General features: G+C 61.8%; 28 protein-coding genes and 1 other RNA gene. 19 read left to right on the forward strand and 10 right to left on the reverse strand.

Annotated elements, in window-relative coordinates; all coding sequences use genetic code 11:
* Positions 1 to 84: 84 nt before the first annotated feature.
* The 4 genes from G489_RS0103285 to tkt all read right to left on the reverse strand — a co-directional run bounded on the left by G489_RS0103285 (position 85) and on the right by tkt (position 5,578).
* Entirely contained in the window at positions 85 to 1,287 is a 1,203-nt protein-coding gene (locus tag G489_RS0103285; RefSeq protein ID WP_029040312.1) for a phosphoglycerate kinase, read from the reverse strand.
* Positions 1,288 to 1,404: 117 nt separating this feature from the next.
* Positions 1,405 to 2,229: a polysaccharide deacetylase family protein gene (locus G489_RS0103290; RefSeq protein WP_051332272.1), complete on the reverse strand. Its 825-nt coding sequence runs from the start codon at positions 2,227 to 2,229 to the stop codon at positions 1,405 to 1,407.
* A 281-nt stretch (positions 2,230 to 2,510) separates the two neighbouring features.
* Positions 2,511 to 3,518 (reverse strand): type I glyceraldehyde-3-phosphate dehydrogenase, encoded by a 1,008-nt coding sequence (gene gap, locus G489_RS0103295; RefSeq protein WP_029040314.1) that lies wholly within the window; start codon positions 3,516 to 3,518, stop codon positions 2,511 to 2,513.
* Between the two features lie 80 nt (positions 3,519 to 3,598).
* Entirely contained in the window at positions 3,599 to 5,578 is a 1,980-nt protein-coding gene (tkt, locus tag G489_RS0103300) for a transketolase (protein WP_029040315.1), read from the reverse strand.
* A 234-nt stretch (positions 5,579 to 5,812) separates the two neighbouring features.
* On the opposite strand from tkt, the gene G489_RS18905 reads away from it, so the two are divergent.
* The 6 genes from G489_RS18905 to G489_RS0103325 all read left to right on the forward strand — a co-directional run bounded on the left by G489_RS18905 (position 5,813) and on the right by G489_RS0103325 (position 9,008).
* The gene (locus G489_RS18905; RefSeq protein ID WP_051332273.1) at positions 5,813 to 6,172 is read left to right on the forward strand and encodes a DUF4164 family protein; all 360 of its coding nucleotides are present in this window, start codon (positions 5,813 to 5,815) and stop codon (positions 6,170 to 6,172) included.
* Between the two features lies 1 nt (position 6,173).
* Entirely contained in the window at positions 6,174 to 6,548 is a 375-nt protein-coding gene (locus tag G489_RS0103310; RefSeq protein WP_035871419.1) for a cell division protein ZapA, read from the forward strand.
* A gap of 48 nt (positions 6,549 to 6,596) precedes the next feature.
* Positions 6,597 to 6,752, forward strand: a non-coding RNA gene (ssrS, locus tag G489_RS22185) — 6S RNA.
* Positions 6,753 to 6,767: 15 nt separating this feature from the next.
* A complete protein-coding gene (locus G489_RS0103315) occupies positions 6,768 to 7,373 on the forward strand; it encodes a 5-formyltetrahydrofolate cyclo-ligase (RefSeq protein WP_029040317.1) in 606 nt (201 codons plus the stop codon).
* Complete coding sequence (locus G489_RS0103320) at positions 7,374 to 8,186, forward strand: TIGR00282 family metallophosphoesterase (RefSeq protein ID WP_029040318.1); 813 nt, start codon at positions 7,374 to 7,376, stop codon at positions 8,184 to 8,186.
* 75 nt (positions 8,187 to 8,261) lie between these two features.
* Positions 8,262 to 9,008 (forward strand): YebC/PmpR family DNA-binding transcriptional regulator, encoded by a 747-nt coding sequence (locus G489_RS0103325; RefSeq protein ID WP_035871420.1) that lies wholly within the window; start codon positions 8,262 to 8,264, stop codon positions 9,006 to 9,008.
* Between the two features lie 67 nt (positions 9,009 to 9,075).
* On the opposite strand, the gene G489_RS0103330 is transcribed toward G489_RS0103325, so the two are convergent.
* On the reverse strand, positions 9,076 to 9,891 hold the full coding sequence (locus G489_RS0103330) for a GGDEF domain-containing protein (protein ID WP_029040320.1): 816 nt from the start codon (positions 9,889 to 9,891) through the stop codon (positions 9,076 to 9,078).
* 181 nt (positions 9,892 to 10,072) lie between these two features.
* Between G489_RS0103330 and G489_RS0103335 the strand changes: the two genes are divergently transcribed.
* From G489_RS0103335 to G489_RS18910, 7 genes are all read left to right on the forward strand, one after another.
* Complete coding sequence (locus G489_RS0103335; protein ID WP_155889303.1) at positions 10,073 to 10,471, forward strand: hypothetical protein; 399 nt, start codon at positions 10,073 to 10,075, stop codon at positions 10,469 to 10,471.
* Positions 10,472 to 10,542: 71 nt separating this feature from the next.
* Positions 10,543 to 11,052, forward strand: coding sequence for a copper chaperone PCu(A)C (locus tag G489_RS0103340; protein WP_029040322.1), 510 nt, complete (start codon positions 10,543 to 10,545; stop codon positions 11,050 to 11,052).
* Positions 11,053 to 11,178: 126 nt separating this feature from the next.
* The gene (gene ruvC, locus G489_RS0103345) at positions 11,179 to 11,688 is read left to right on the forward strand and encodes a crossover junction endodeoxyribonuclease RuvC (protein WP_029040323.1); all 510 of its coding nucleotides are present in this window, start codon (positions 11,179 to 11,181) and stop codon (positions 11,686 to 11,688) included.
* Positions 11,685 to 12,302, forward strand: a complete 618-nt coding sequence (ruvA, locus tag G489_RS0103350; protein ID WP_029040324.1) for a Holliday junction branch migration protein RuvA — start codon at positions 11,685 to 11,687, stop codon at positions 12,300 to 12,302. Before ruvC ends, ruvA begins: the two co-directional genes overlap by 4 nt.
* Entirely contained in the window at positions 12,299 to 12,724 is a 426-nt protein-coding gene (locus G489_RS0103355) for a hypothetical protein (protein WP_029040325.1), read from the forward strand. Before ruvA ends, G489_RS0103355 begins: the two co-directional genes overlap by 4 nt.
* 41 nt (positions 12,725 to 12,765) lie before the next feature.
* Positions 12,766 to 13,800 (forward strand): Holliday junction branch migration DNA helicase RuvB, encoded by a 1,035-nt coding sequence (gene ruvB / locus G489_RS0103360; protein ID WP_035871573.1) that lies wholly within the window; start codon positions 12,766 to 12,768, stop codon positions 13,798 to 13,800.
* Positions 13,801 to 13,936: 136 nt separating this feature from the next.
* Positions 13,937 to 14,758, forward strand: a complete 822-nt coding sequence (locus G489_RS18910) for a DNA adenine methylase (protein WP_245578801.1) — start codon at positions 13,937 to 13,939, stop codon at positions 14,756 to 14,758.
* Here G489_RS18910 and G489_RS0103370 read toward each other — a convergent pair.
* The 4 genes from G489_RS0103370 to G489_RS0103385 all read right to left on the reverse strand — a co-directional run bounded on the left by G489_RS0103370 (position 14,755) and on the right by G489_RS0103385 (position 18,502).
* Positions 14,755 to 15,843: a hypothetical protein gene (locus tag G489_RS0103370; RefSeq protein WP_029040327.1), complete on the reverse strand. Its 1,089-nt coding sequence runs from the start codon at positions 15,841 to 15,843 to the stop codon at positions 14,755 to 14,757. The genes G489_RS18910 and G489_RS0103370 overlap by 4 nt on opposite strands.
* A 3-nt stretch (positions 15,844 to 15,846) precedes the next feature.
* Positions 15,847 to 16,947 (reverse strand): ParB/Srx family N-terminal domain-containing protein, encoded by a 1,101-nt coding sequence (locus tag G489_RS0103375; RefSeq protein ID WP_162142399.1) that lies wholly within the window; start codon positions 16,945 to 16,947, stop codon positions 15,847 to 15,849.
* A 232-nt stretch (positions 16,948 to 17,179) separates the two neighbouring features.
* Entirely contained in the window at positions 17,180 to 17,932 is a 753-nt protein-coding gene (locus G489_RS0103380) for a Stf0 family sulfotransferase (protein WP_245578802.1), read from the reverse strand.
* 120 nt (positions 17,933 to 18,052) lie between these two features.
* Entirely contained in the window at positions 18,053 to 18,502 is a 450-nt protein-coding gene (locus G489_RS0103385; protein WP_029040330.1) for a hypothetical protein, read from the reverse strand.
* Between the two features lie 94 nt (positions 18,503 to 18,596).
* Between G489_RS0103385 and G489_RS0103390 the strand changes: the two genes are divergently transcribed.
* On the forward strand, positions 18,597 to 19,226 hold the full coding sequence (locus G489_RS0103390; protein ID WP_029040331.1) for a TetR/AcrR family transcriptional regulator: 630 nt from the start codon (positions 18,597 to 18,599) through the stop codon (positions 19,224 to 19,226).
* Between the two features lie 96 nt (positions 19,227 to 19,322).
* Positions 19,323 to 20,042, forward strand: coding sequence for a spermine/spermidine synthase domain-containing protein (locus G489_RS0103395; protein WP_029040332.1), 720 nt, complete (start codon positions 19,323 to 19,325; stop codon positions 20,040 to 20,042).
* A gap of 9 nt (positions 20,043 to 20,051) precedes the next feature.
* Here the strand turns inward: G489_RS0103395 and G489_RS0103400 are convergent, their stop codons facing one another.
* On the reverse strand, positions 20,052 to 20,936 hold the full coding sequence (locus G489_RS0103400) for a LysR family transcriptional regulator (RefSeq protein ID WP_029040333.1): 885 nt from the start codon (positions 20,934 to 20,936) through the stop codon (positions 20,052 to 20,054).
* Positions 20,937 to 21,039: 103 nt separating this feature from the next.
* On the opposite strand from G489_RS0103400, the gene G489_RS0103405 reads away from it, so the two are divergent.
* From G489_RS0103405 to ybgC, 4 genes are all read left to right on the forward strand, one after another.
* Positions 21,040 to 22,029 (forward strand): NAD(P)-dependent alcohol dehydrogenase, encoded by a 990-nt coding sequence (locus G489_RS0103405; protein ID WP_029040334.1) that lies wholly within the window; start codon positions 21,040 to 21,042, stop codon positions 22,027 to 22,029.
* Positions 22,030 to 22,120: 91 nt separating this feature from the next.
* Positions 22,121 to 22,825 (forward strand): DUF4386 domain-containing protein, encoded by a 705-nt coding sequence (locus G489_RS21570; protein ID WP_029040335.1) that lies wholly within the window; start codon positions 22,121 to 22,123, stop codon positions 22,823 to 22,825.
* 197 nt (positions 22,826 to 23,022) lie between these two features.
* Positions 23,023 to 23,544: an NUDIX hydrolase gene (locus G489_RS21575; protein ID WP_051332276.1), complete on the forward strand. Its 522-nt coding sequence runs from the start codon at positions 23,023 to 23,025 to the stop codon at positions 23,542 to 23,544.
* Positions 23,541 to 23,990, forward strand: coding sequence for a tol-pal system-associated acyl-CoA thioesterase (gene ybgC / locus G489_RS0103420; RefSeq protein ID WP_029040336.1), 450 nt, complete (start codon positions 23,541 to 23,543; stop codon positions 23,988 to 23,990). Before G489_RS21575 ends, ybgC begins: the two co-directional genes overlap by 4 nt.
* Positions 23,991 to 24,009 lie beyond the last annotated feature (19 nt).

Genomic DNA, 24,009 nt, shown 5'->3' on the forward strand with positions numbered 1-24,009 from the left:
TTCTCGGTCAACCGGTTGCAGGCGGCATAGAATGCCGGCACAGACCGATCAACATGTAATCGTTTACGAGAACGGTTCCAGCAATCAGGCCTGTTTCAGGGCCTCGACGCCGGGCAGCGGCTTGCCTTCCATCCATTCGAGAAACGCGCCGCCCGCGGTCGACACATAGGTAAAGTCGTCCTTGACCCCGGCCTTTGCAAGAGCCGCCACGGTATCGCCGCCGCCCGCGACCGAGGTCAGCTTGCCGGCCTTGGTGCGCGCCGCCGCGTGGCGGGCCGCGGCGAGGGTGCCGGCATCGAAAGGATGGAGTTCGAATGCGCCGAGGGGACCGTTCCAGACAAGGGTCGAGGCCTCGTCGATGGCGGCGTTGATGCGGTCGACGGAGTGGGGGCCGACATCGAGAATCATGCCGTCGCGGTCCATCGCCTCGACGCCATAGATCCGATGCGGGGCGTTCGCCTCGAAGTGCCAGGCGACAATGGCGTCCACCGGCAAAAGGATTGCACAATTGTGCTGGGCAGCCTTGTCGTAGATCCGGCGTGCGGTTTCCGCCTGATCCTTCTCGCAAAGAGAGTTGCCGATATTGATGCCCTCAGCGTGCAGAAAGGTGTTGGCCATGCCGCCGCCGATAACCAAAGCCTCGACTCTGGTGACGAGGTTTTCCAGCAAATCGATCTTGGTCGAGACCTTGGCGCCACCGACAATGGCGACGACCGGCTTCTTCGGATTGCCGAGCCCGGCTTCCAGCGCTTCGAGCTCCGCCTGCATGGCAAGTCCCGCCGCGGCAGGGAGCAGTCGGGCAACCCCTTCAGTCGAGGCGTGGGCACGGTGCGCGGCGGAAAAAGCGTCGTTCACATAGATGTCCGCAAGGCTTGCCATGCGTGCGGCCAGTTCGGCGTCATTGGCTTCCTCACCGGGGTGAAAGCGCGTGTTTTCCAAAAGAACCACGCTGCCCGCCGGCACTTCGGCGATCGCCTTTCTGGCGCCTTCGACATCGGTCCAGTCCGTTTCGACGAAGACCACAGGGCGTCCCGTCGCCTTTTCGATGGCGGGCGCTGTGACGGCGAGGGAGAATTCGGGGTTTACCTGGCCCTTGGGGCGCCCGAAATGGGACATCAGGATTGGCGTGCCGCCGCCGACCGCGATTGCGGTGATCGTCGGTGCGGTACGCTCAATGCGGGTCGCATCGGTCACACGGCCATCTGCGACCGGCATGTTGAGGTCGGCACGGATCAGGACCCGCTTGCCGTCGAAATCGAGATCGCCAATCGTTTTGAAGTCGGTCACCTTGCCACCCTCAACTGCGCCTTTGCGCAAATCAGTTGATACCGATCCTAGGTTTAGGCGGGGGCAAAGCGTGATGCAATGGTGGGCCGGCGCGGCGGCGCGCCGCGCCAGGGATGCCTACTGATCGAGTGCGGCGACCGTGACCGGGGCCGAGAACAGACCCTGGCGACCCGGTATGGCGTGGACGACTTTGAAGCCGCGGCGGTCGAGTTCGTCCAGAAAATCAGGCAGCAACCGCGCGGTGCGACCGTGGATGTCGTGGAACAAGATGATGCCGCGGCCCTGTGTTTCGAGGCGGGTGAGGGTGCGGTTCATCACGGTTTGCGCGCTTTCCTTCTTGTAATCCCAGCTGTCGACATCGACGCCGAAGGGGATCAGGCCGAGTTCGGCAATGGAGGTGCGCAGCACTCGGGTCTGGGAGAGATAGGGAAAGCGGAAGAAGGGCGCCGGTTTCCGGCCCGACGGCGCGATGGCGCGGGCGACTTCATACTCACCCTGGCGGACCTTGCTCATGGCGTCGAGAGAGGAAAATTTCGCAAGGTTTTCATGATTGTGGGTGTGGGTGCCCACGGTGTGGCCGGCGCGGGCGACCTGCTGGGCGGTGGCGGGATGGGCGCTGGCCATGGTGCCGACCATGAAGAAGGTCGCCTTCACCCCGTGATCGGCCAAAGCGTCAAGGATCTGAGGGGTATAGGTGGGGCTGGGGCCATCATCGAAGGTGAGGATGACCTCACCCCTGCGCAACTGCAGATCGGTAATGGAGGCGACGCGAAGCGTGCGGCCCACCAGCCTCTTTGCTGAATGATTCGAGATACTTGCAGTGGTCGCAGGGTCGACTTCGCCATAGCTGGCGGCGGTCACCTCGGCCTTTGCGGGCCGGTCGAGTTCGGTGTCGATCGAAGGCTTCGGCGCCTTGGCGCAACCGGTTGTAATCGCAGTCAAAAGGACTGCGGCAACGCAAAGGACTTGAAACCGCACAACACCAACTCTCGACCAAATTTATGGTTACCGAAGAGTTGCCGATTGTGGTTAATAAAATCTCTACAAGTGCAAGTAATCAAATAGGAAATTCTTGCCGGGTAGCGTATCCCGTCCTGGTGGAAACGGGCAAACATCACGCAAAAAGGGCGCCGGAATCGGCGCCCTCTCGCTTATGGCTCAAGTCTGCTTGAGGTCTGGCGACCCCTCAGCAAAATGTCAGAGCGTCTTCCTGCAGCGACGTCCTAAAGTGTCTTGCCGACCACGGCGACCATGTCGCCCATGCGGTTCGAGAAGCCCCACTCATTGTCGTACCAGGACATCACCCGCACGAGATTGCCGTCCATGACCTTGGTCTGCTGGGCGGCGAAGTTCGAGGAGTGCGGATCATGGTTGAAGTCGATCGAGACCTTGGGCTCGGGATCGTAATCGAGCACGCCCTTGAGTTCACCCTCGGCGGCAGCCTTGACGATGGCGTTGACCTCGTCGGCGGTGACGTCGCGCTTGGCGACGAATTTGAGATCGACAACCGAGACATTCGGGGTCGGCACACGGATCGAGGTGCCGTCGAGCTTGCCGGCCAGTTCGGGCAACACAAGACCGACGGCCTTGGCGGCGCCGGTCGAGGTCGGGATCATCGACATGGCCGCGGCGCGGGCGCGGTAGAGATCCTTGTGCATGGTGTCGAGCGTGGGCTGATCCCCGGTATAGGCGTGGATCGTGGTCATGAAGCCCTTCTCGATGCCGATATTGTCGTTCAGCACCTTGGCGAGCGGCGCCAGGCAATTGGTGGTGCACGAGGCGTTGGAGATCACCTTGTGATCGGCGGTGACCTTGTCGTGGTTGACGCCATAGACGCAGGTGATGTCGGCATCCTGGCCCGGCGCGGAGATCAACACGCGCTTGGCGCCGGCCTCGAGGTGCCAGGCCGCCTTGTCGCGGGCGGTGAAGATCCCGGTGCATTCAAGCGCCACATCGATGCCGAGCTCGCCCCAGGGCAGGTTTTTCGGGTCGCGTTCGGCGAACACCTTCATCGGGCCACGGCCGACATCAATCGTGTCGCCATCGACCTTGACCTCGCCGGGAAAGCGGCCGTGCACGCTGTCATAGCGGATCAGGTGTGCATTGGTCTCGACCGGCCCGAGATCGTTGAGCGCCACGACCTCGATGTCGTCGCGGCCCGATTCAACGATAGCGCGCAGGATGTTGCGGCCAATGCGGCCAAAACCGTTGATTGCCACACGGATAGGCATACCGATTTCTCCTCGTTATGGCCGGATCGTCCAGCCATTCGTCATGAACCCAATACCGGGCAGGGAACCCGGAGAGGGGATTACAACTGTGCCAGGGCGGCTTCGACCGCGGCGTCCGCCGTGATGCCGAAATGCTTGTAGAGTTCGTCGGCCGGGGCGCTGGCGCCGAAGCCTTTCATGCCGACGAAACGGCCATTGTCGCCGATAAACCGGCACCAGCCCATTTCGACACCGGCCTCGATGGCCACGCGCGCCTTGGGCGTGCCGATGATCTCGGCCTGGTAGTCCTCGGACTGCTGGGCGAAGCGCTCGAAGCTCGGCACCGAAACGACTCGGGCCGAAATTTTCTGGCTGGCAAGCTGCTTGGCGGCTTCGAGACCGAGCTGAACCTCGGAACCGGTGGCGAAGAACACGACTTCCGCGTCGGCATCGCCATGCAATGTATAGGCACCGCGGGCGCACAGATTGTCCGACACATATTCGTTGCGCAGGGTGGGCAGTCCTTGACGGGTGAGTGCAAGGATCGAGGGGCGCTTGCGGTCCTCGATGGCGAGCTGCCAGCATTCGGCGGTTTCGGTAGCGTCCGCCGGGCGATAGACGGCAAGGTTCGGAATGGCACGCAGGGCAGCGAGATGTTCGACCGGCTGATGGGTCGGCCCATCCTCGCCCAGCCCGATGGAATCGTGGGTCATCACGAAGATCGAACCGATATGCGAGAGCGCGGCCAGCCTGATCGAGGGCCGGCAATAGTCGGTGAAGGTCAGAAAAGTACCGCCATAGGGGATGATGCCGGAGTGCAGGGCAATCCCGTTCATGGCCGCGGCCATGCCGTGCTCGCGAATGCCGTAATAGACATAGCGGCCCGCATAGTCGGATGCGGTGAAGGGGGTCAGACTTTCGGTCTTGGTGTTGTTCGAGCCGGTCAGGTCGGCCGAACCGCCGAACATTTCCGGCAGGGCCTGGTTGATGACCTCGAGCGCCATCTGGGACGAGACGCGGGTCGCCTTGTTGGGCTTTTCCTCCGCCATCTTCTTCTTGAAGTCCTCGATAGCGCGGCCGAAATCGGTGTTGAGCTCGCGATTGGTACGGCGTTCGAACTCGGTCCGTGTGTCCATCTCGGCTGCGCCAAGGCGTTCTTCCCATGCCACGCGGGCCTTGGTGGAACGCAGGCCGGCCAAGCGCCAGTCATCGAGAATATCGGTGGGGACTTCGAAGGGCGCGGCGGTCCAGCCGAGCTTCTTCCTGGTCGCCTCGAGCTCTTCGGCACCGAGCGGCGAGCCGTGAGCCTTGGACGTTCCCGCCTTGTTGGGCGAACCGAAGCCGATGGTCGTCTTGGCGGCGATCAGGGTCGGGCGATCGCTTTCGCCGGCCTCAACGAAGGCCTTTTCGATGGCGTCGGGGTCATGCCCGTCGATTGCGATGGTGTGCCAGCCGCTGGCCTTGAAGCGGGCGAGCTGGTCGGTCGAATCGGACATCGAGACCGCACCGTCGATGGTGATGCCGTTATTGTCCCAGACCACGACCAGCTTGTTGAGCTTCAAATGGCCGGCGAGGGCTATGGCTTCCTGCGAGATGCCTTCCATCAGGCAGCCATCACCGGCGAGCACATAGGTCTTGTGGTCGACCAAATCGTCACCGAATTCGGCCGCCAGCTTCTTTTCGGCCATCGCCATACCGACGGCATTGGCAATGCCCTGACCGAGCGGACCGGTGGTGGTTTCGATGCCATGGGCGAAGCCATATTCGGGATGCCCGGCGGTCTTGGAGCCGAGCTGGCGGAAATTCTTGATCTCCTCGATGGTCATGTCCTCGTAGCCGAGGAGGTAGAGCGCCGAATAAAGCAGCATCGAACCGTGGCCGGCAGACAGGACGAACCGGTCGCGGTCTGCCCATTCGGGCGACTTCGGATCGAACTTCATCACCCGGGTGAACAGAACCGTGGCGATATCTGCGGCGCCCATGGGCAGGCCCGGATGCCCGGAATTGGCCTTTTCGACCGCTTCCATGGACAGAGCGCGAATGGCGTTGGCCATAGCGTTGTGTTTGGCTCGATCGATCATCGTGTGCCTGTCATGTTGGTGGAGATTTTAGCTGAAAAAGGGTCCGTCTCGCGGTTTCGAGGGGCAGACATAGCACCTCCTTTTGTGCTGTCAATCGCCCGAGGGCAGCCAGAGTGCGGCAAGATGGCAACCGCAATGGGGGCAATTCACGTCCACGCAAAGCACAGGTTGCCATGAGCCCCCGCCATAGGGTTATTTACGAGGGGGGCGAATCTGGCTGAGGGGATCGGCAAAATGGATGCGCGGGAGACCGATGCGCAGGAGGACGGCGCGGTGAGTGAAGACCGTGGTGCGACAGGCGCGAATGCCGCCGATGCCGTCAGCGCGGTCGACGATGCCCTTGAACGGGTTGAGGCGGCGCTGCGGCGCCTTGAAGCCGGTGTCCGGCAGGCCTCGGGACGTCTCGACAGCCTGGGTGCCGCCGAAGCCGAGGCCCAGCGCCTGCAATCGGACAGGGCCCAACTCGCCAATGCTCTCGACAGAATGACCGCCCGCGCCAACCGGCTCGACAAAGCGGCGGCGGAAACGTCTCGACGCTTGATCCAGGCCATGGAAAAGGTGCAGCTTGCGCTCAACCGCGAGGAGCAAGCCTGAATTGCCCGAAGTCAGTGTTGATATCAATGGCCGCAAGTACCGCATGGCCTGCGAAGAGGGGCAGGAAGATCACCTGCGCCAGCTCGCCGAAACATTTGCCGGCTATGTCGACAATCTCAAGGGCGATTTCGGGGAAGCCGGCGACAATCGGCTGACCATCATGGCCGGCATTACCGTGCTTGACGAGCTGCGCGAATTGAAGGGCCGGATGAGTGCGCTGGAAGCGGAACTCCAGGAAATCACATCGGCCGGTGCCGCGCTTTCGGATGAACAAGATGCTCTCGAGCGCGATTATGCCGCCCGTTTCGGCGCGCTGGCCGACCGCATCAACGCGCTGGCGGCCGAACTCGAGGACGCCGAGGAACATCGCGGCTGATCGAAGCGCAATCCGGTCTTTCATGTCGCCGCCGAAACCCTTATATGGGGTCGGCTGCCCGGTGCGTGCAGGATAAGCATTCCCCGGGGCCTTACCGATCCTAAAGGGAACTGTCCCTGAGGCGGCTCGTGGGCCGCTTCACACGGTGCCCACCTACTTATGTAGGTTCCCGGGATCGAGATCCCACGGCCGGGTGGCTTTTTGAATTCAGGGGGCGTCTTGTCCGATATCGCCGAACAGAAAAGTGAAGTCGAGGCCGCAAAGGCGCTTCTGAGAACCGATGCCCTCGAAAAGCGGCGGGCGCTGTCGTCCGGTTATCGTGACGAGGCCGCGCGGGATGCCGCGAAGCATTTCCTCGACAATGTGCCGTTGGGCAGCGAGCAGACGGTGGCGCTCTACTGGCCGATCCGCGATGAGCTCGACGTCAAACCGCTGATCACCCGGCTGATGGATGATTTCCACGCCGTGTGCTTGCCGCTGGTGATGGGCCAGGGCAACCCGCTCGAGTTCCGTCGCTGGGAACTGGGGGCGCCGCTCTTTCCCGCGGGGCTCGGCACGCTTGAGCCGGCGCCGACCGCACCGCTTGTCGAACCCGATCTGATCGTGATGCCGCTGGTTGGCTGGGACAAGCGCGGCACAAGGCTCGGCTATGGTGGGGGCTATTACGACATTACGCTGGGGCGGATGACGAAGCCGCCGCAGATCGTGGGCTACGCCTTTGCCGCCCAGGAGATCGACGAGATCCCGCGCGAAGAGCACGACATTCCGCTCAACATGCTTGTGACGGAGCGAGGGTTCGCACGGTTCGGCCAGGCGGCCGGCTGAATGCGAATCCTGTTCCTCGGCGATGTGATGGGCCGCGCCGGCCGGGACGCGGTGACCAAGCATTTGCCACGCCTGCGCGAAGACCACGCATTCGACTTCGTGATCGTGAATGGCGAGAACGCCTCGCATGGGCGGGGGTTGACCGAGGGACATTACCAGACCTTGCGTGAGGCTGGCGCCGATGTGGTGACGCTGGGCGACCATGCCTTCGACCAGCGCGACACGCTGAGCTATATCGAACGCGAACACGCCCTGCTGCGCCCCATCAACATGATGCCAGGCACGCCGGGGCGCGGGGCGATGCTGTATTCGTGCAGTGCGGGTCAGGTGCTGGTGATCAACGCGCTGGGGCGCGTGTTCATGAACCCCATCGACGATCCGTTCGCGGCTGTCGAAAAGGCGATCGATGAGTGTCCGCTCGGCGAGATGGCCGACGCGGTGATCGTCGATTTCCATGCCGAGGCGACCTCGGAAATGTATGGCATGGGCCAGTTTCTCGACGGGCGCGCCAGCCTTGTGGTGGGCACGCACACGCATATCCCGACTGCCGACACGCGGATTCTGCCCGGGGGAACCGGCATGATGGCGGATGCGGGAATGTGCGGCGACTATAATTCGGTGATCGGCATGGAAGCCGAAGAACCGGTGAACCGGTTCGTGACCGGGATGACGCGGGCGCGCTTCACCCCGGCGAGCGGCGAAGCCACCTTGTGCGGGGTGGCGCTCGAGACCGAACCGGGCACGGGTCTGCTGCGCTCGATCCATCCGGTGCGGGTGGGCGGCGCGCTCAGCCAGGCCGAACCCGCCTTCTGACTTTATTTCCGTGGCGGGCTTTCCTATAAGGCCCGCTGAATTGCCATTAGCGACGATACGGGGGATCTCCGGGCCATGGCCGGACATTCACAGTTCAAGAACATCATGCACCGCAAGGGGCGCCAGGATGCGGCGCGCTCCAAGCTGTTTTCGCGCCTGTCCAAGGAAATCACCGTGGCGGCCAAGATGGGCACGCCGGACCCGGACATGAATCCGCGCCTGCGGCTGGCGGTCCAGAACGCCAAGGCGCAGTCCATGCCCAAGGACAATATCCAGCGCGCCATCAACAAGGCGTCGGGGGGCGACAGTGAGGATTACGAGGAAATCCGCTATGAGGGTTACGGCCCGGGCGGGGTGGCGATCATAGTCGAGACCCTGACCGACAACCGGAACCGCACGGCCTCCAATGTGCGCGCGACATTCTCCAAGAATGGCGGGTCGCTGGGCGAAAGCGGCTCGGTGGCGTTCATGTTCGACCGGGTCGGCGAGATCGTTTATGCGCCCGAGGCAGGTGACGCCGAGGCGGTGATGGAAGCAGCGATCGAGGCCGGGGCGGAGGACGTCGTCTCGGATGAAGACGGCCACACCATCTATTGCGTCTTCGAAGACATCAACGATGTGTCCACCGCGCTCGAAGGCTCGCTAGGCGAGGCTAAGTCGGTCAACCCGGTCTGGAAGCCGCAGAACGGCACCCCGGTCGATCAGGACAAGGGCGCGACCCTGTTCAAGCTGATCGCGGCGCTCGAAGACGATGACGACGTGCAGAACGTTTATTCGAACTTCGAGATGAGCGACGAGGACATGGAAGCGCTCAGCGCCTGATCCCTGTTTGCCGAACCAGAATTCAGGGGCGTTCTGCCGGGTGCGGGGCGCCCTTTTTGCATGCCGGTCAATGGATCGTGGGTGCGGTGGCGGCCGCGCGGTCGAAGACCGGGGCAGGCCGGGCAGGCTCGGCGGGTGTGAGGCGGATCGTGTTGCGGCCGCCTTCCTTGGCTTCGTAGAGGCGGCGGTCGGCGATGCGATAGAGCTCTGAGAATTCGATCTCTTCCTCGAAAACCGCCCCGCCAACGCTGACGGTGAGCGCCAGGGATTTGCCCTCCGGAGTGAAGGCGGTCTCCGCGACGGCGCGGCGAATGCGCTCGGCGATCACCTCTGCATCATCAAGGGCTGCATCGGGCAGAAATATCCCGAACTCCTCACCGCCCATGCGGCCGAACAGATCGGCGCTTCTCAGGTTCCGGGCAATGGTGGCGGCGATCAGGCGCAGGGCCTCGTCGCCCCAGTGATGGCCGTGGCTGTCATTGATGCGCTTGAAGTGATCGGCATCGACGATCAGCAGCGCGCCGCGGCGATAGGCGCTCAGATGCCGGCGGCGCTTTTCGAGCCATGCATCCACCCTGTCGGTGAAGGCACCACGGCTGAGTGTGCCTGTCAGCGCATCGGTGGTGGCGAGCACGGCAAGCTGCTTGCGGATGATGGCGAGGTCGCGCAGCCGGCGCGACAGGATGAAGAACATCGGCGCGCCGAAGACGAAGGGCAGGATCGTCGAGGACCAGTGTGCCGGGCGGGCGACAACCGGATCTTGGATGGTCCAGAGCACATAGAGATTGGCCAGAATCGCACACAGCCCCGGCCCCAGCAGGGTCCAGGCCCAGACGCGGGCGCGGCTAGTCGGATCGGGCAAGAGGACTTTGAGGCGTTTCACGGTCGGTTCTGGATCTAAACTGCGCGAGGCATGGTTCGAAGGGGCGGATAATAACCGGCGGGCCTTGCGGTTCCGGTTCGCGGTTGCAGCGGAATTAATTCAAATGCCGGTGAAACGAGGATCGAAGTGCGGACGGCGTGCCGCATTGCGGATTGGGCGGCAGCATGGCATGGGATGGCGCATGGATGTGCTGAAAGCTCGATTGACGGCGACTTTGCGCGCGCTTCTCCCCCGCGGGGTGAAGGGCGAGTTTGCCGCTATCCTGATGCTGGCGCTGATGTGCCAGGGGATCGTGACGAGCTTTTATGGCGCGATCGCCGCGGCGGACCCCGATGATGGCATCGTCATCTGTACGGCCTATGCGCTGCCGGGGGACGATACGGGCGATAGTTCCACCAGCGGGATCGGCTGTCCGCTGTCGCTGGCGGCGCAATTCGTGCCGGTGGTGCCCGCGCTGCCGGGGATTGCTGCGCCGGGGATCGAGGCGCACCATGCCGCCCCGATGCTCGATGATCATGCGCCGGTCATCACGCCGCGCATCGGTTCGCTGGGGTCCCGCGCGCCACCCGTCCTGTCCTGATTTTCGCTCTAACGACAATCATTTATGGCGTGGACCGGATGGCCGGCGCGCCGCATATCAGGACAAATACAATGACCACCACCAAGACCCTTTTCGCCGCCGCGATTGCCGGCCTCTTCCTCGCCTTTTCGCCGCTTGCGGGCTTTGCCCATAACGGCACCATCCATCATGGCGATATCGACATTTCGGGCCAGTGGACCCGCGCCACGCCGCCGGGCGCCAAGGCGGGCGGGGCCTATATCACCATCACCAATAATGGCGACACCGCCGACAGGCTGATCGGCGGCACGACCGAAGCGGCCGAAGCGCTCGAAGTGCATTCGATGTCGATGCAGGACGGGGTGATGAAGATGGAAGAACTGCCCGAGGGGCTGACCATCGAACCGGGCGAGACCGTCACGCTGGAACCGGGCGGGCTGCACCTGATGATGATCGGTCTCGACGCGCCGCTGGTGGCCGACGAGAAGATCACCGTGACGCTCACCTTCGAGAAGGCGGGCGAGGTGACCCTCGACATTCCGGTCGGCCCGCTCGGCTCGACCGAGGCGCCGATGATGCATGAAGGCCATGACGGCCACTGACGCGTCTTCTGCCGCCCGGCACGGTGTCCGGGCGGCAGATTTCCCTGTTGAACGTTTTCCTTTTGTTCACATAAGGCGATTGTAGTATCCCCCTCAACCGGTAAGCTCCGGGGAAGTGGAAGGGCGATGCGAATCACGACGCGAATACTGGGAATCGATCCGGGGCTGAGGCGCACCGGCTGGGGGCTGATCGAGGCCAACGGCAACCGGCTGGCCTATCGCGGCTGCGGGGTGATCAAACCCCCGACCGAGGGGCCGCTGGCGCAAAGGCTGTTGTTCCTGCACAAGGCGCTCACCGATCTCATCAATGAGCACACCCCCGACGAGGCGGCGGTCGAGGAGACCTTCGTCAATGCGGGCGCACGCTCGGCGCTGCTTTTGGGGCAGGCGCGCGGCGTGGCGCTGATGACGCCGGCGGCGCTCGGCCTGCCGGTCGGCGAATATGCCGCCAATCTCATCAAGAAATCGGTGGTCGGCACCGGCCATGCCGACAAGAAGCAGGTGATGATGATGGTCAAGACGCTGTTGCCCGCCGCCGAGATCGGCAGCGAGGATGCGGCCGACGCGCTGGCGATCGCGGTGTGCCATGCGCATTTCCGCGAGACGCCGGCGGCCCGGCTCGGACGCGCGTCATGATCGGCAAGCTCAAGGGCATTCTCGACAGTGTCGAGGACGATGTGGCGCTGATCGATGTCAATGGCGTGTGCTATGCCTGCCATTGCCCGGGGCGCACGCTTTCGGCGCTGCCGGGCAGGGGCGAGGCGGTCGAGATGTTTATCGAGACCTATGTGCGCGAAGACATGATCCGGCTTTACGGCTTTGCCAGCGCGCTCGAAAAGCAATGGTTCAACCTGTTGATGACCGTGCAGGGGGTCGGGGCGCGGGTCGCGCTGGGGATCCTGTCGACGCTGTCGCCATCCGAACTCACCAGCGCGATTGCGCTGCAGGACAAGGCGATGGTCGGGCGCGCGCCGGGGGTCGGCCCCAAGGTGGCGCAGCGCGTGGTCTCCGAACTCAAGGGCAAGGTGCCCGCCGGGGCGACGCCGGATGCGGGCGTGGCCGGGCTGCAAGCGGCGCTCGGGGAGGGCGTGGCGCCCACGGCGGTTTCAGATGCGGTCTCCGCGCTCGTCAATCTCGGCTACCCCCAGGCCCAGGCCTCTGGCGCGGTGGCGCGGGTGATGGCCAAGGAAGGCGATGACACGCCGACCGAAAAACTGATCCGGCTGGGGCTGAAGGAATTGAGTTCGTGAGCGTCAAGATCACCGACAGCGAGTTGAAATCCATCGCGATCAAGGGGTTTGTCGCCGCGCCGCCGCTCGGGGCGGTGATCTTCATCACGCTCGGGGTGCTGACCGGGGTGGCCGGTGAAACGGGCGCGCAGGCGATCCTTTTGACCCTGGCCATTGCCTATCTCATCGCCATCGTTCCGGCCTATGCGGGGCTGATCGTGTTGCGCCGGGTGGCGAAGGAACTGGGCGAGATCGACGGGCTTTCGGTGGCGCTGGTGGCGACGGTCCTTTCGGGCGTTGTCGCGCTGGCCTATGCCTCGCTGGCCCATGCCAGCAGCGCCATCGACTGGTGGTTCGCCGGGCGGGTGGCGCTGAGCGCGGGGATCGCGGTGATCCTGCTGTGGCCCCTGCGCAACCTCGTGAATATCGGAGGCGGGCAATGAGCGACAGCACCATGCCAGATGGCTCCGGGAGTGACGGCTCGATGACCTCCGCCGCCGCCGAGCGCGACGGGGAGACCGATGTCAGCCTGCGGCCCTCGGGCTTTTCCGAGTTCATCGGCCAGGCGCAGGCGCGGGCCAATCTCGAAGTGTTCATCGAGGCGGCGAAAAAGCGCGGCTCGGCGCTCGACCATGTCTTGTTTGTCGGCCCGCCGGGGCTGGGCAAGACGACGCTGGCGCAGATCGTGGCGCGCGAACTCGGGGTCGGGTTTCGCGCCACCTCCGGCCCGGTGATCGCCAAGGCGGGGGACCTCGCGGCGCTGTTGACCAATCTCGAAGAACGGGATGTTCTTTTCATTGACGAGATCCACCGGCTCAACCCGCAGGTCGAGGAAATCCTTTATCCGGCCATGGAGGATTACCAGCTCGACCTGATCATCGGGGAGGGGCCGGCGGCGCGCTCGGTGCGCATCGATCTGGCCAAATTCACCCTTGTTGGCGCCACCACGCGGGCCGGGCTGCTGACCACCCCCTTGCGCGACCGGTTCGGCATTCCGATCCGGCTGAATTTTTATACGCCCGAAGAACTGGTGCAGATCGTTCGGCGCGGGGCGCGGCTGATGAAGATCGGCATGAGCGAGGATGGCGCGCTCGAGATCGCCCGCCGCTCGCGGGGCACGCCGCGCATTGCCGGGCGGCTGTTGCGCCGGGTGACGGACTTTGCCGAGGTCGAGGGGGCGACGGAGGTGACCGCGCCCATCGCCGACAAGGCGCTGGGGCGCCTCGATGTGGATGCGCGCGGGCTCGACATGCTCGACCGGCGCTATCTGGGCACCATCGCCACCAATTATGGCGGCGGGCCGGTGGGCATCGAGACCATCGCCGCCGCGCTCTCGGAACCGCGCGACGCCATCGAGGAGATCGTCGAGCCTTACCTGATCCAGCAGGGCTTTATCCAGCGCACCCCGCGCGGACGGCTGCTCACCGCCATCGCCTTCCAGCATATGGGCATGGCCGTGCCCCAGGGCTTTGTGGGCCTGCAGGCGAGCCTGTTCGAGGAAGGGGGAGAAGGGGAGTGAGGGAGCTGGTGGCGAAAATGTCGAATACGGCCCTCCGATCTAGTCGAGAGTTCTAAGACGGGTTATCACACTCAGAATGAATGACCGCACGACAATCAGGCTATGTGACTACCCTGTCTGGCGGGGCTCGGACTCAATGTCCCCTTTCCGCTATCCCGGTGGGAAGGGCTTCTTGACGGGGTTTCTAGCCAATAGACTGGATACTCTTCCTAGGCTTCAACGACAGTATGTTGAGCCTTTTGCCGGAGGGGCTGGGGCTGCAGTAAATCTTCTGTATTCGAGCAAAGTCGAGTTCATACACCTGAACGACCTTGATGTTCGGATCTATTCAGCCTGGAAGGCTATTCTGGATGAGAACGAACGTTTTGTTGGAGAGGTAAATGCCTGCGAGGTGTCCATTGATACGTGGCGTTGGGCAAAGAGCATCGTAGAGAATCCTGCAGATGAGTATTCGTTTGACACCGGCTTCGCGACTTTCTTCATAAACCGAACATCGCGATCAGGAATCATATCTGGCTCAGGGCCTATTGGGGGATATGAACAGAAGGGCAAATGGACGATTGGCGCCCGTTTTTACAAGGCCACTCTGATGAGGCGATTGAAGTGGATCGGACGACACAGAGATCGGATCACGTTAAGCCGAATGCCAGCTATCGACTTTCTGCAAGACCGAAATAAACGCCTCGATCAAGAAAATACCATGTATTTCATTGATCCACCTTATGTGAAGATCGGATCTCGACTCTATCTTGACGGTCTAATGATCGATGGGCACACTGAACTGGCTAACTACTTGATGCGAAGTGAGCTAAAAAACTGGGTTTTAACGTACGACAATCATCCTTTAGTATGGAAACTCTATCGCGACGTCAATATTAATCTTTTGGAGGTGAGTTATAGTCTAGCCAATACAAGAAAAGAAAATGAAGTTGTAATAACTCCAATTACTGCGATTTAGGTCAAGGCGGTTCCTTTGCATATATCACCTAGGAGGTAGTCTGTGAATTCCAACTTGAAGATGAGACCTTCAATTTTCCTAATCTGATTGAGAGCAGTCCTGCGGGCCACAGCTTTGCAGCGCCGGGCGGCCCAAGAAGCAGCGCCGACCGGCCGGAGATTTTTCAGTATGGTCTCTTTGTGAAAATAAACGCATTCACTTTCGGTACACTGGTATCGGTGTGACTCTTGGTACTTAGTCGGATACACGAAGCACCCTCTAAATGGCCCTAAGGCACTTCCATCCTCAAGAAAATTCTTGAAGCGTCCAATCGACGTAGAAGTCACCATTTTGTGCCGCAAACTTGTCTTTTGGGTCGTTGCCCCCACAAGCGTGGTTTCGCGCAATTCCTCACCATCCATTTTCAACACTACAGCGTCAATTCCACCATCGTTGGAATGCTCTTGACTCAGGTTCAACTGTTCATGTGCCTTCGTTTTTCCTAAGCCAGACAGCCGGCAAACTTCCTCCAGTCGCTTCAGTAGGTCTGCTGAGCTACGGCAGTCGCTGAGCAGAATAGGTATGCCGTTCATTTCGTTGGCAACTGTTATTCCTGAGATAACCTCGAAAAGCCTCTGAAAGGGTTGAGTGAAATCCAAATGAGGTTTTTCTGATCGTCCATGGGCCGATACCTCAAACTCGATACATTTGAAATCGTATAGAGTATGCAACTGCATACATAGATAGAATATGCCTTCCAGATTTTCGCGGAGACTCGGTTTCCGGGCAAGAACAATTCCCGGGCGCGGCGCAATATCGAAAGGATAGTGATCGGATAGAAGACTTTGATTATGCTTTGCCAGGGTCCAAATTCTACCCTCAATATCTTCAAGTGCAGCCTGCAATGCGAATTGAGGCTCTTCGGCCAAATCGTCTCTAAGCTCAGCAGCAGAACTTGCTGTATAATTAAGAATCAACTCGCTTTCGTCGAGCGGTATTTCGTCAATTCTAAATTCACCTGTAGCAAATGCAAGCGTCTCGGCGTATGCAAGCAATATTTCGTCATCTACGACGGATTCCAATTCTCTTAGCTGGAAGTAACTCATGTTCTAGTCGAATGCTGACTGAATCTTGCTTAAGGTAGAGTCTATATATTGACGAGTGCGCGTTAGAGTGGACTTGGCATTTGGCGTGTCCAGTTCTCTAGTGTCTGTCAGTACCTCGAGAGCTTCCCCATCGATTTTCTTGGCTAGTGCTGCGCATTGATGAATTTGGTCCAACCAGTCAGCACGATTTAGTCCCGCCGTTGCATATGCATAATTGAGATCATTGGATGCGCGAAGTGCTTCTAGGCCCTCTCTACTGGCGAGAACTTTCTGAAGCTTAGGCCGATCACTTCCTTGACTTTGTATTACTGAATTCTCGCCAAATAGCCAGCCAAAGAGTTCAGCCAATTTGTCCAAATGGGAATACGGAACTGGGTCGTCTATGACGCTTTCTTCAGATAGAGCCGTGGCAGGAAGTCCAATAAATTCACGCGATTGTGGGTTGTTCAACATAGTATAGAGGTGAGAAAATTGAACCTTTTGAGTATCAATTTGTTTGTTGGAGATAATATCTTGTGCTATTGCCTGCTCATATATTTTGAATGCTACGAATACGCGGAGGAGCATGCCGCGGCTATCCCCGAGTTTGCTCGTGAGTTCCTTCATGCGGTCCTTTAATGACCGTTTGTCATTCCGGCTCTCTAGCATTTTCACACCAAAGCGGGCTTTCGCCAATGAGTTCCATGTTGCTGGACCATTTACGTGTTTGAACCCGATGTAGGACTCGGCGTCGGTGCGGTTCTTTACTTGTACTACGGGAAGTCGTTGAATGGATTTGCGAACTCTGGCGGAGATGCGAGGAACTCGTCCTTGCCTTGAACCAAGTAGTTCTGGGTTCTCCAGAGTTTTACATGCTGCCAGCCGGCGATTGCCTTCAATTACCACAAAGTGGCCCGGATTTTTCTCGTCGGCAATTGTGATAAGAGGTTCAAACCGTTCGAACCCCAAAGTCGCGATTGATGCCCAAAGCTCTTTGACATTCGCTGTGTCTACCAGAAGCGTTAGTGCTTCTGGTTCGCTGTTCGCGCTGAAAAGGCCAAATCGCGGATTTGCGATGTCGAGGTGTAATTTTTCGAGCTCGATATCGGCAATTTGGTGGTTCACGTTGAGCTCCCGTCGGTCGTAAGGGCTCATCATATGTTCGATGGGATGCGAGGAGTCAAATTAGGTTGTATTCAATGCGGGTTGTATTGAAAGTTGTGCTGCGATCATCGATTGGCAGCTGATTCCACGTTTCGATATCAATTATTTTTGGTTGGGTTTTCCCTAGAGCTTGGATCTTTGGCGTATTGGGGGTCGCTGGGCAGCACGTCAACTCGACCTCTATTCCCACCCCCTACCCCTCCTCCCCCAAAAACCGCGCGGCCCAGCTTTCAGTGGTCGTGTCGGCCATTTTTCTGACGTCGGGGGTGACGGTGTTGGCGGCGGTGGGGTCGAGGCCGAGGGTGTCGAGCAGGGTGCGCAGAGTTTTGACGGGCGCCTCGGCGAGGTCGTCATAGGTGAGGCGGATGGGGTCGATGGCCTCGTGCGCGAACCAGTGGTTCCAGCCCCGGTCATATTCGGTCAGGGTGGCTATGGTGTCGCTTATGGCGGCGGCGTCATATTCGGGCGCGCGGGGCGCGTTGGTTCTTTCGAGTTCGCTGCCATCGGCCGCCACGTGCCACAGCCCGGTCTGTTGCGCCTTGAGGAGCGAGATGGCCTGGGACAGCTTGTCGGCGCGGGTGAGGTGGATGAACCGCGTGGGCCCGAAGCTGCGCTCGATGCGGTCGCGATCGGTTTTGGCCTCCGGGTGGAGCACGGCCAGTTTTTCGCACAGATAGGCAAAGCTCGGGCGCTGCTGGCGCAGGCCGAAGACGGGGGTGCCGCCTCGGCCCCGCTCAATCGCTGCGTCGACGAGGGCCGCGAGGTGATCGCGCTCGGGTCTTCCCTCCGCCGGGACACCCAGCCTGTCGGCCCAGTCTTGGATGGCGGGGCGATAGAACAGGGAAGAGGGATCGCCGGCGATGCCGGTTGCCTTGAGCATACGGCACAAGAGCGTGCTGCCGCTACGCGGGGCGGTGCAGATGATATAGGCGCCGGTTGTCGTCACCGTCCGGTCCATCCCTTTGTTTTGCAGGCTCAAATCCGGGCGCCACTCTAGACGCGGCGCGGGGTTTGTGGCCATGCGGGATGGGCGGGGGCAGGCGACAAGTTCCGGGCTGATGCGGGTTTACACCAGTCCGAGCCCCAGCCGCCTCAGCCGGACAAGATAGGCGATGAACAGGGCGCAGAAGACGATGTCGCCGGCGATGACGACAAGGGCGAAATTGTTTGTCAGGCCATTTGAAAAGAGCCAGGCGAGGTTGAGGGCAAAGAGCGCCTTGCCGAGCCCGCCCATCATGACGATGCCGGTGTGGCGGACGGGGTTGAAGGCGACGAGCAGGAAGCCGAAGCCATAGAGGAGGGCCGTGCCCCAGGCGCCCCTGTAGACCGCGATCATCACCGGGTCGGTCAGCGCGTGGCCGAACTCGCGCGCGAACATGCCCGCGGGGTCGATCAGCCCTGGCAGGGCGCCGGCGAAATTCCACAGCGCGGCGACGATGAACAGGGCGCGCAGGCGCGTCAGCTCGCGCCCGGGCAGTGCGGCCTGTTCCCTCAATTGGCCTGTGTCGACCGTCATGGCGCCTTGTCCCGATTGCCTGTTTCACATTTAATTATACGTGTTATAAATAAATGAAACTGTCAATCCCGATTTCCACCATGAGGAGCGGACCATGGCTCAGCCGGCAAAGCCCGGGCGCAAAACAAGGGGGCGGCCCGCCCGCTCACCGGCGCAGATCGCGGATATGCGCGCCGGGATCGCCGATTGCGCCATGCGGCTGTTTCTGACCGAGGGCTATGCCGCCATCTCCATGCGCCGGCTTGCGCGGGAGGCGGGGTGCACGCCGATGACGCTCTACCAGTATTACGACAGCAAGTTCGACATCCTCAGCGCCCTATGGGCCGAGGTGCTCGGCGAGGTATTCGATGCGCTGGCTGACGTGGCGGCGGCGGAAGCCGACCCGCGCGCGCGGCTGGTGGCGGTCGGCGAGGGCTATGTCCGCTATTGGCTGACGCATCGGGAGCGGTATTTCCTCGTTTTCATGTCGGGTGGCGTGAGCCAGGCCGAGGTGACCGGCTTCGTTTCGGGCAGCGATACGCTGACGCGGTTCGACCTGCTGGGCGATGTGCTCGGCACGGCGCTGGGGGACGATGTCGAGGCCGAGGCGCTGACCCTGAAGACGCAAATGCTGGCGTGTCTCCTCAACGGCATTGCGCACAACCTCATCACCATTGGCGGTGTTCCCTGGGCTGCGCCCGAGGCGCTGGTGCGGCAGGGGATTGCGGGGCTGCTGGAGGCGTAGGGGCTGGTGGCCGTTGTGGCGCATTGTGTGGCGCTCTGCGTCGGCTATCATGGCCGGCATGACCGATGTTTCCCCTCAGCCTGAACCCACCACGCCATGAGCGCCCTGTTCGAAGAGCTTGATTATGCGCCGACGCCGATTGGTGCCGTATCGCTGCGGCGGCGGCATGTGCTGGCGCTCCAGACGGACGTGTTCGAGATCATTCTCGGGGACGAGCATTTGATGTCGAGCCTGTTCACGGCGTCCGAGGTCGCGCTGGCGGAGAAAGGGCTGGCGGCGTTGCCGGGCGGCGAACTCGATGTGCTGGTGGGCGGGCTGGGGCTCGGCTACACGGCGCAGGCGGTGTTGGCTGAGGAGCGCGTGGCGCGGCTGACGGTGATCGATCTTTTGGAACACGTGATCCGCTGGCACCGGGAGGGGCTGGTGCCGATGGGTACGGCGCTCGCCGACGATCCGCGTTGCGCGCTGGTCGAGGGGGATTTCTTTGCCCTTGCGGCGTCTAAGGCCGGGTTCGATGCCGGGCGGCCCGGCCATCACTATGATGCGATCCTCGTCGATATCGACCACACGCCGGAGCGGCTTTTGCATGACGGGTCGGCGGGGTTCTACACGCCTGAAGGGCTGCGTGATGTGCAGCGGTTTTTGAAGCCCGGCGGCGTGGTGGGCCTGTGGTCGGACGAGCCGCCTGACGACGCGATCACCGCCCGGTTCGCCTCTGTGTTCGCCGAGGCCTGGGCCGAGCCCGTTACCTTCGCCAACCCCCTGCAGGAGGGGCGCGAAGTGACCCAGGCGGTCTATCTCGGGCGAAAGGGCTGAGCCGGCGATTCAGCGGCCGATGAAGTCCGCCTTGCGCTCCAGCAGCGCGTCGCACAGATAATCGACCAGCAGCCGCACCCGGCGCACCCGCCGTAAATCCGAATGCAACAGCACCCAAGTTGAGCGACGCCGGTCGAGCTCTGTGCCCGGCACGCGCTGCAGCTCGGGAAATTTCGATTGCACCCAGGCGGCCAGCAGCACCATGCCGGCACCGGCCCGCGCCATGTGCAAATGCATTTCCGGATCAGGGATGATGTGGCGCAGGCGGGCCTCTGGATAGGGGGAGTTGCTGACATAGGCCAGCAGCTCGGGCACCGGGCCGTAGCCGATCCAGTCGAGCCCCTGGCCCTTTGGCCCGGCCTTGGGGAGGGCGCGGTCGAGATAGCTGCGCGCGGCGAAGATGCCGAGGGATGAGGGGAAGAGCTTGCGCCCCACAACATCCTCATCGATCTCGGCCATGTGCCGGATCGAGACGTCGGTCTCCAGCTTTTCGATGGAGTCGATGGTGTAGGACAGTTTCAGCTCAATATCGATGTCGGGGTAGAGGGTGGAGAAGTCGGCCAGCACCGGCGCCAGCATGAAATGGGCGGTGATCGGATCGGCGGAGACGCGGATCTTGCCCGAAGCCTCGCGGTCGAGGCCCTGAACGGCGTTGGCGCCCTTGAGCAGCGCCGCCTCGGCCTCGAGCGCCTGGGGCAAAAGCGTGCGGCCGGCCGCGGTGAGGTGAAACCCGTCCGCCCCGCGCCGGAACAATTGCACGCCAAGCTGGCTTTCGAGCGCCTCGATCTGCCGCCGCACCGTGGCGTGGGTGCCGCCCAATTGATCGGCTGCGGCGCGCAAAGAACCCTGCCGGGCCACGGACAAAAAGGCGGGGAGGGATTTCCAGTCCAGCATATGCGGATCGTTTTCGATACAGTGCGGGTTATTTCGGGCGCTGTTTGTATGAAATGTGATCCGATACACCGTCCTCGTCAAGCCAAACACGAGGACGCAGATCATGAACGCCACCACCCAGACACTCAACGCATGGAGCATTTCAAGCTATGGCGGCCCCGAGCAGCTTCAGCCGGTGACCCGCCCCATGCTCACCCCGGCACCGACCGAGGTGCTGATCCGGATCCACGCTTCCGCCGTCAGCCGCGCCGACGGCATGATGCGCGCCGGCACGCCGCGGTTTGCCCGGTTGTTCCTGGGCCTTCGTCGCCCGAAGCATGACCTCATCGGTACCTGCCTTTCGGGCGAAGTGATCGCCACCGGCCATGCTGTGTCGCGGTTTTCGGTCGGCGATCAGGTCTATGGCATGTCCGGCCTCAGCTTCGGGGCGAATGCCAGCCATATCTGCCTCGATGAAGGCGATGTGGTGATGCACAAGCCCGATGCTCTGTCGCATGCAGAAGCAGCGGTGATGGGGGACGGACCCTGCACCTCGCTCAACTTCCTGCAAAACGTCGCCGAAGTACGGCCCGGCGAGAAGGTTCTGGTCCTTGGCGCCGCCGGCAGTCTGGGCACTGCCGCGGTGCAGATCGCCGCGGCCATGGGTGCCGAAGTCACGGGCACTTGCAGCGCCCGTAATGCGGGGCTGGTCGCCTCGCTCGGTGCGAGCCATGTCATCGACTATGCGACCGAGGATTTCGCCCGGTCGGGTCAGCGCTACGATGTGATCTACGACACACTCGGCATCAGCTCGTTCGGCAAGGCCAAACCTGTGCTGACGAGGACCGGCCGTTATGTCTGCCCGGTGCTGAGCTTCGGGCTCTTGTTCAGCGTGCTGCGCACCGGCCTGCTCGGCCAACGCAAGGCGCGGTTCTCGGCAACGGGCATGCTCAAGCCCGAGGATCAGCGCGCGCTGCACCGTCAACTCATCGAGATGGTCGAAGCCGACAAGCTCGCCCCGGTCATCGACCGGACCTACCCGTTCGAGCAACTCGTCGAGGCCCATCGCTACATGGAGACCGGCCACAAGCGCGGTAATGTCGTCGTCGCCTGATCCAGCTCCAATCGATCCCCTCTTGCCCAGTCAGCTCATCGCGCGGCAAAGGCGCCGCGTTTCAAAGCACTTCATTGAAGAGAGAAACATCATGAACCCGGAATTCAACAATCAAGACATCAAATCGCACCGTTGGGCCGCACGGCTTTTCGGTATCTTCTTCATCCTCGCCTTTTTGAGCTATGGCGTCGGCTCGGGGCTGGTCGACACGATTGCCGGCAGCGAGGAAGGGCTCGCCGGCATTGCGGCCAACAAGACAACGCTCATGATCGGCGTGATGCTGATGGCGATCGTGCATTCCGTCGTCAATATCGGGCTGTCGGTGCTGGCCTTCCCGGCGCTCCAGACCGTCAGTGGCTATGCGGCGCGGGGTTATCTCGCCGCCGGCATCACCGCAACCGTGACCGCAGTGACGGGTGCCCTGTTTCTCGCCCTGCTGGTGCCGCTGAGCGATGCCTTTGTGGCTGGCGGCAATGGTGGTGAGCATTTCGACGCCATCGCGCTCGTCCTCAGGCAAGGCGGCTTTTTCGGTTACCAGCTCAGCATGACATTGTGGGGCATTGGCGGGCTAATCCTGTGCACCACGCTGTTCGTCTCCCGCCTGGTGCCGCGTGTGCTGTCGGTCTGGGGTCTGATCGGCTATGTCGTCTTCATGATCGGCACGACAGCGGAAATGTTCGGCTATGGCATTGGCGTGATGCTGGCGCTGCCGGGCGGTCTGTTCGAACTCAGCCTCAGCGTGTGGTTGATCATCAAGGGCTTCAACCTGCCGACTGCAGAGCGGGCGACCGCCTGACAGAATTGCGATTGCCGCAACCGGTACGGTCACTCCCAGGTTCGTTGGGGGTTGCCGTGCCTTTGCGCGTTCTATGCCGGCGACAAAACCTGCACCTTGCAGTTTGGGCCGAGGGAAGCCCCGATTGACTTCGGGAAGCGGGTACGCAAAGGGTAAGCCTCCCCTTCAATGACGGCCCTCCCGAGCCAGAACGCGACATGACCACCCGACAGCCGCTGACCTACCGAACCGGCGAAGACCGATTCAATTATCGCGTTGCCGCCGTGATCATGCGCGACAGCCATGTGCTGGTATGCCGGGAGGAGGACGACCCCTATGTGCTCTTGCCCGGTGGCCGGGTCGAAATGCACGAACCGAGCCCGGTGGCGCTGCGGCGCGAGTTGAACGAAGAATTGCGCTGTGACGGACAGGTCGAAGCGCATCTGTTCACCGCGGAAGATTTCTTCCACCGCGACGGCGAACGCTTCCACGAAATCGGGGTCTATTATTCGGTGATGCTGACCGGCACATTTCCCTTTGCCGCCGGGGAGACCGTGTTCGAGACCGTCGATGAAGGCAAGGTTCTGCGCTTCACCTGGCTGAGGAACGATCCGGCGGTTCTGGCGGCGGCCAATCTGTTGCCGGTGTGGCTGCCCCAGCGGCTCAATGATCTGCCGGCGCGGCCCGAACATCTCATCTCGAGCGAGATTCAGGCCGAAGCGCGGGAGCGCGCGGGATGAGCGGATCGGATGTGCCGCAATTCGGCGGAACGCTTGGCGCGGATGGCGTGCACCGGTTTCCCGTGCGGGTCTATTACGAGGACACGGACTTCTCCGGCGCGGTTTATCACGCGGCCTATGTGAAGTTCTGCGAGCGCGGGCGGACGGAGTTCCTGCGGGCAGCAGGTGTGCATCATTCGGTGCTGGCGGGCGAGGGTGTTGCCTTCGCGGTGACCCGCATCGAGATGGACTTCAAGCGCGCTGCGCGGATCGACGATGTGCTCAGCGTTGCAACCTCCGTGGTCACAGTTTCAGGGGCACGGCTGGGGCTCATCCAGATCATCACGCGGGGTGACGACGTGATCGCCGAAGCGCAGGTGACGGTGGCCGCGATCACAACGGATGGGCGGCCTGCACGGCTGCCCCAAGAGGTGAAGGCGCTCGGTGCCGGGCGGCCTCGAGGTTGACAACCAATTGTTAACCATA

Source organism: Cucumibacter marinus DSM 18995 (assembly GCF_000429865.1).
GTDB classification, from domain to species: domain Bacteria; phylum Pseudomonadota; class Alphaproteobacteria; order Rhizobiales; family Devosiaceae; genus Cucumibacter; species Cucumibacter marinus.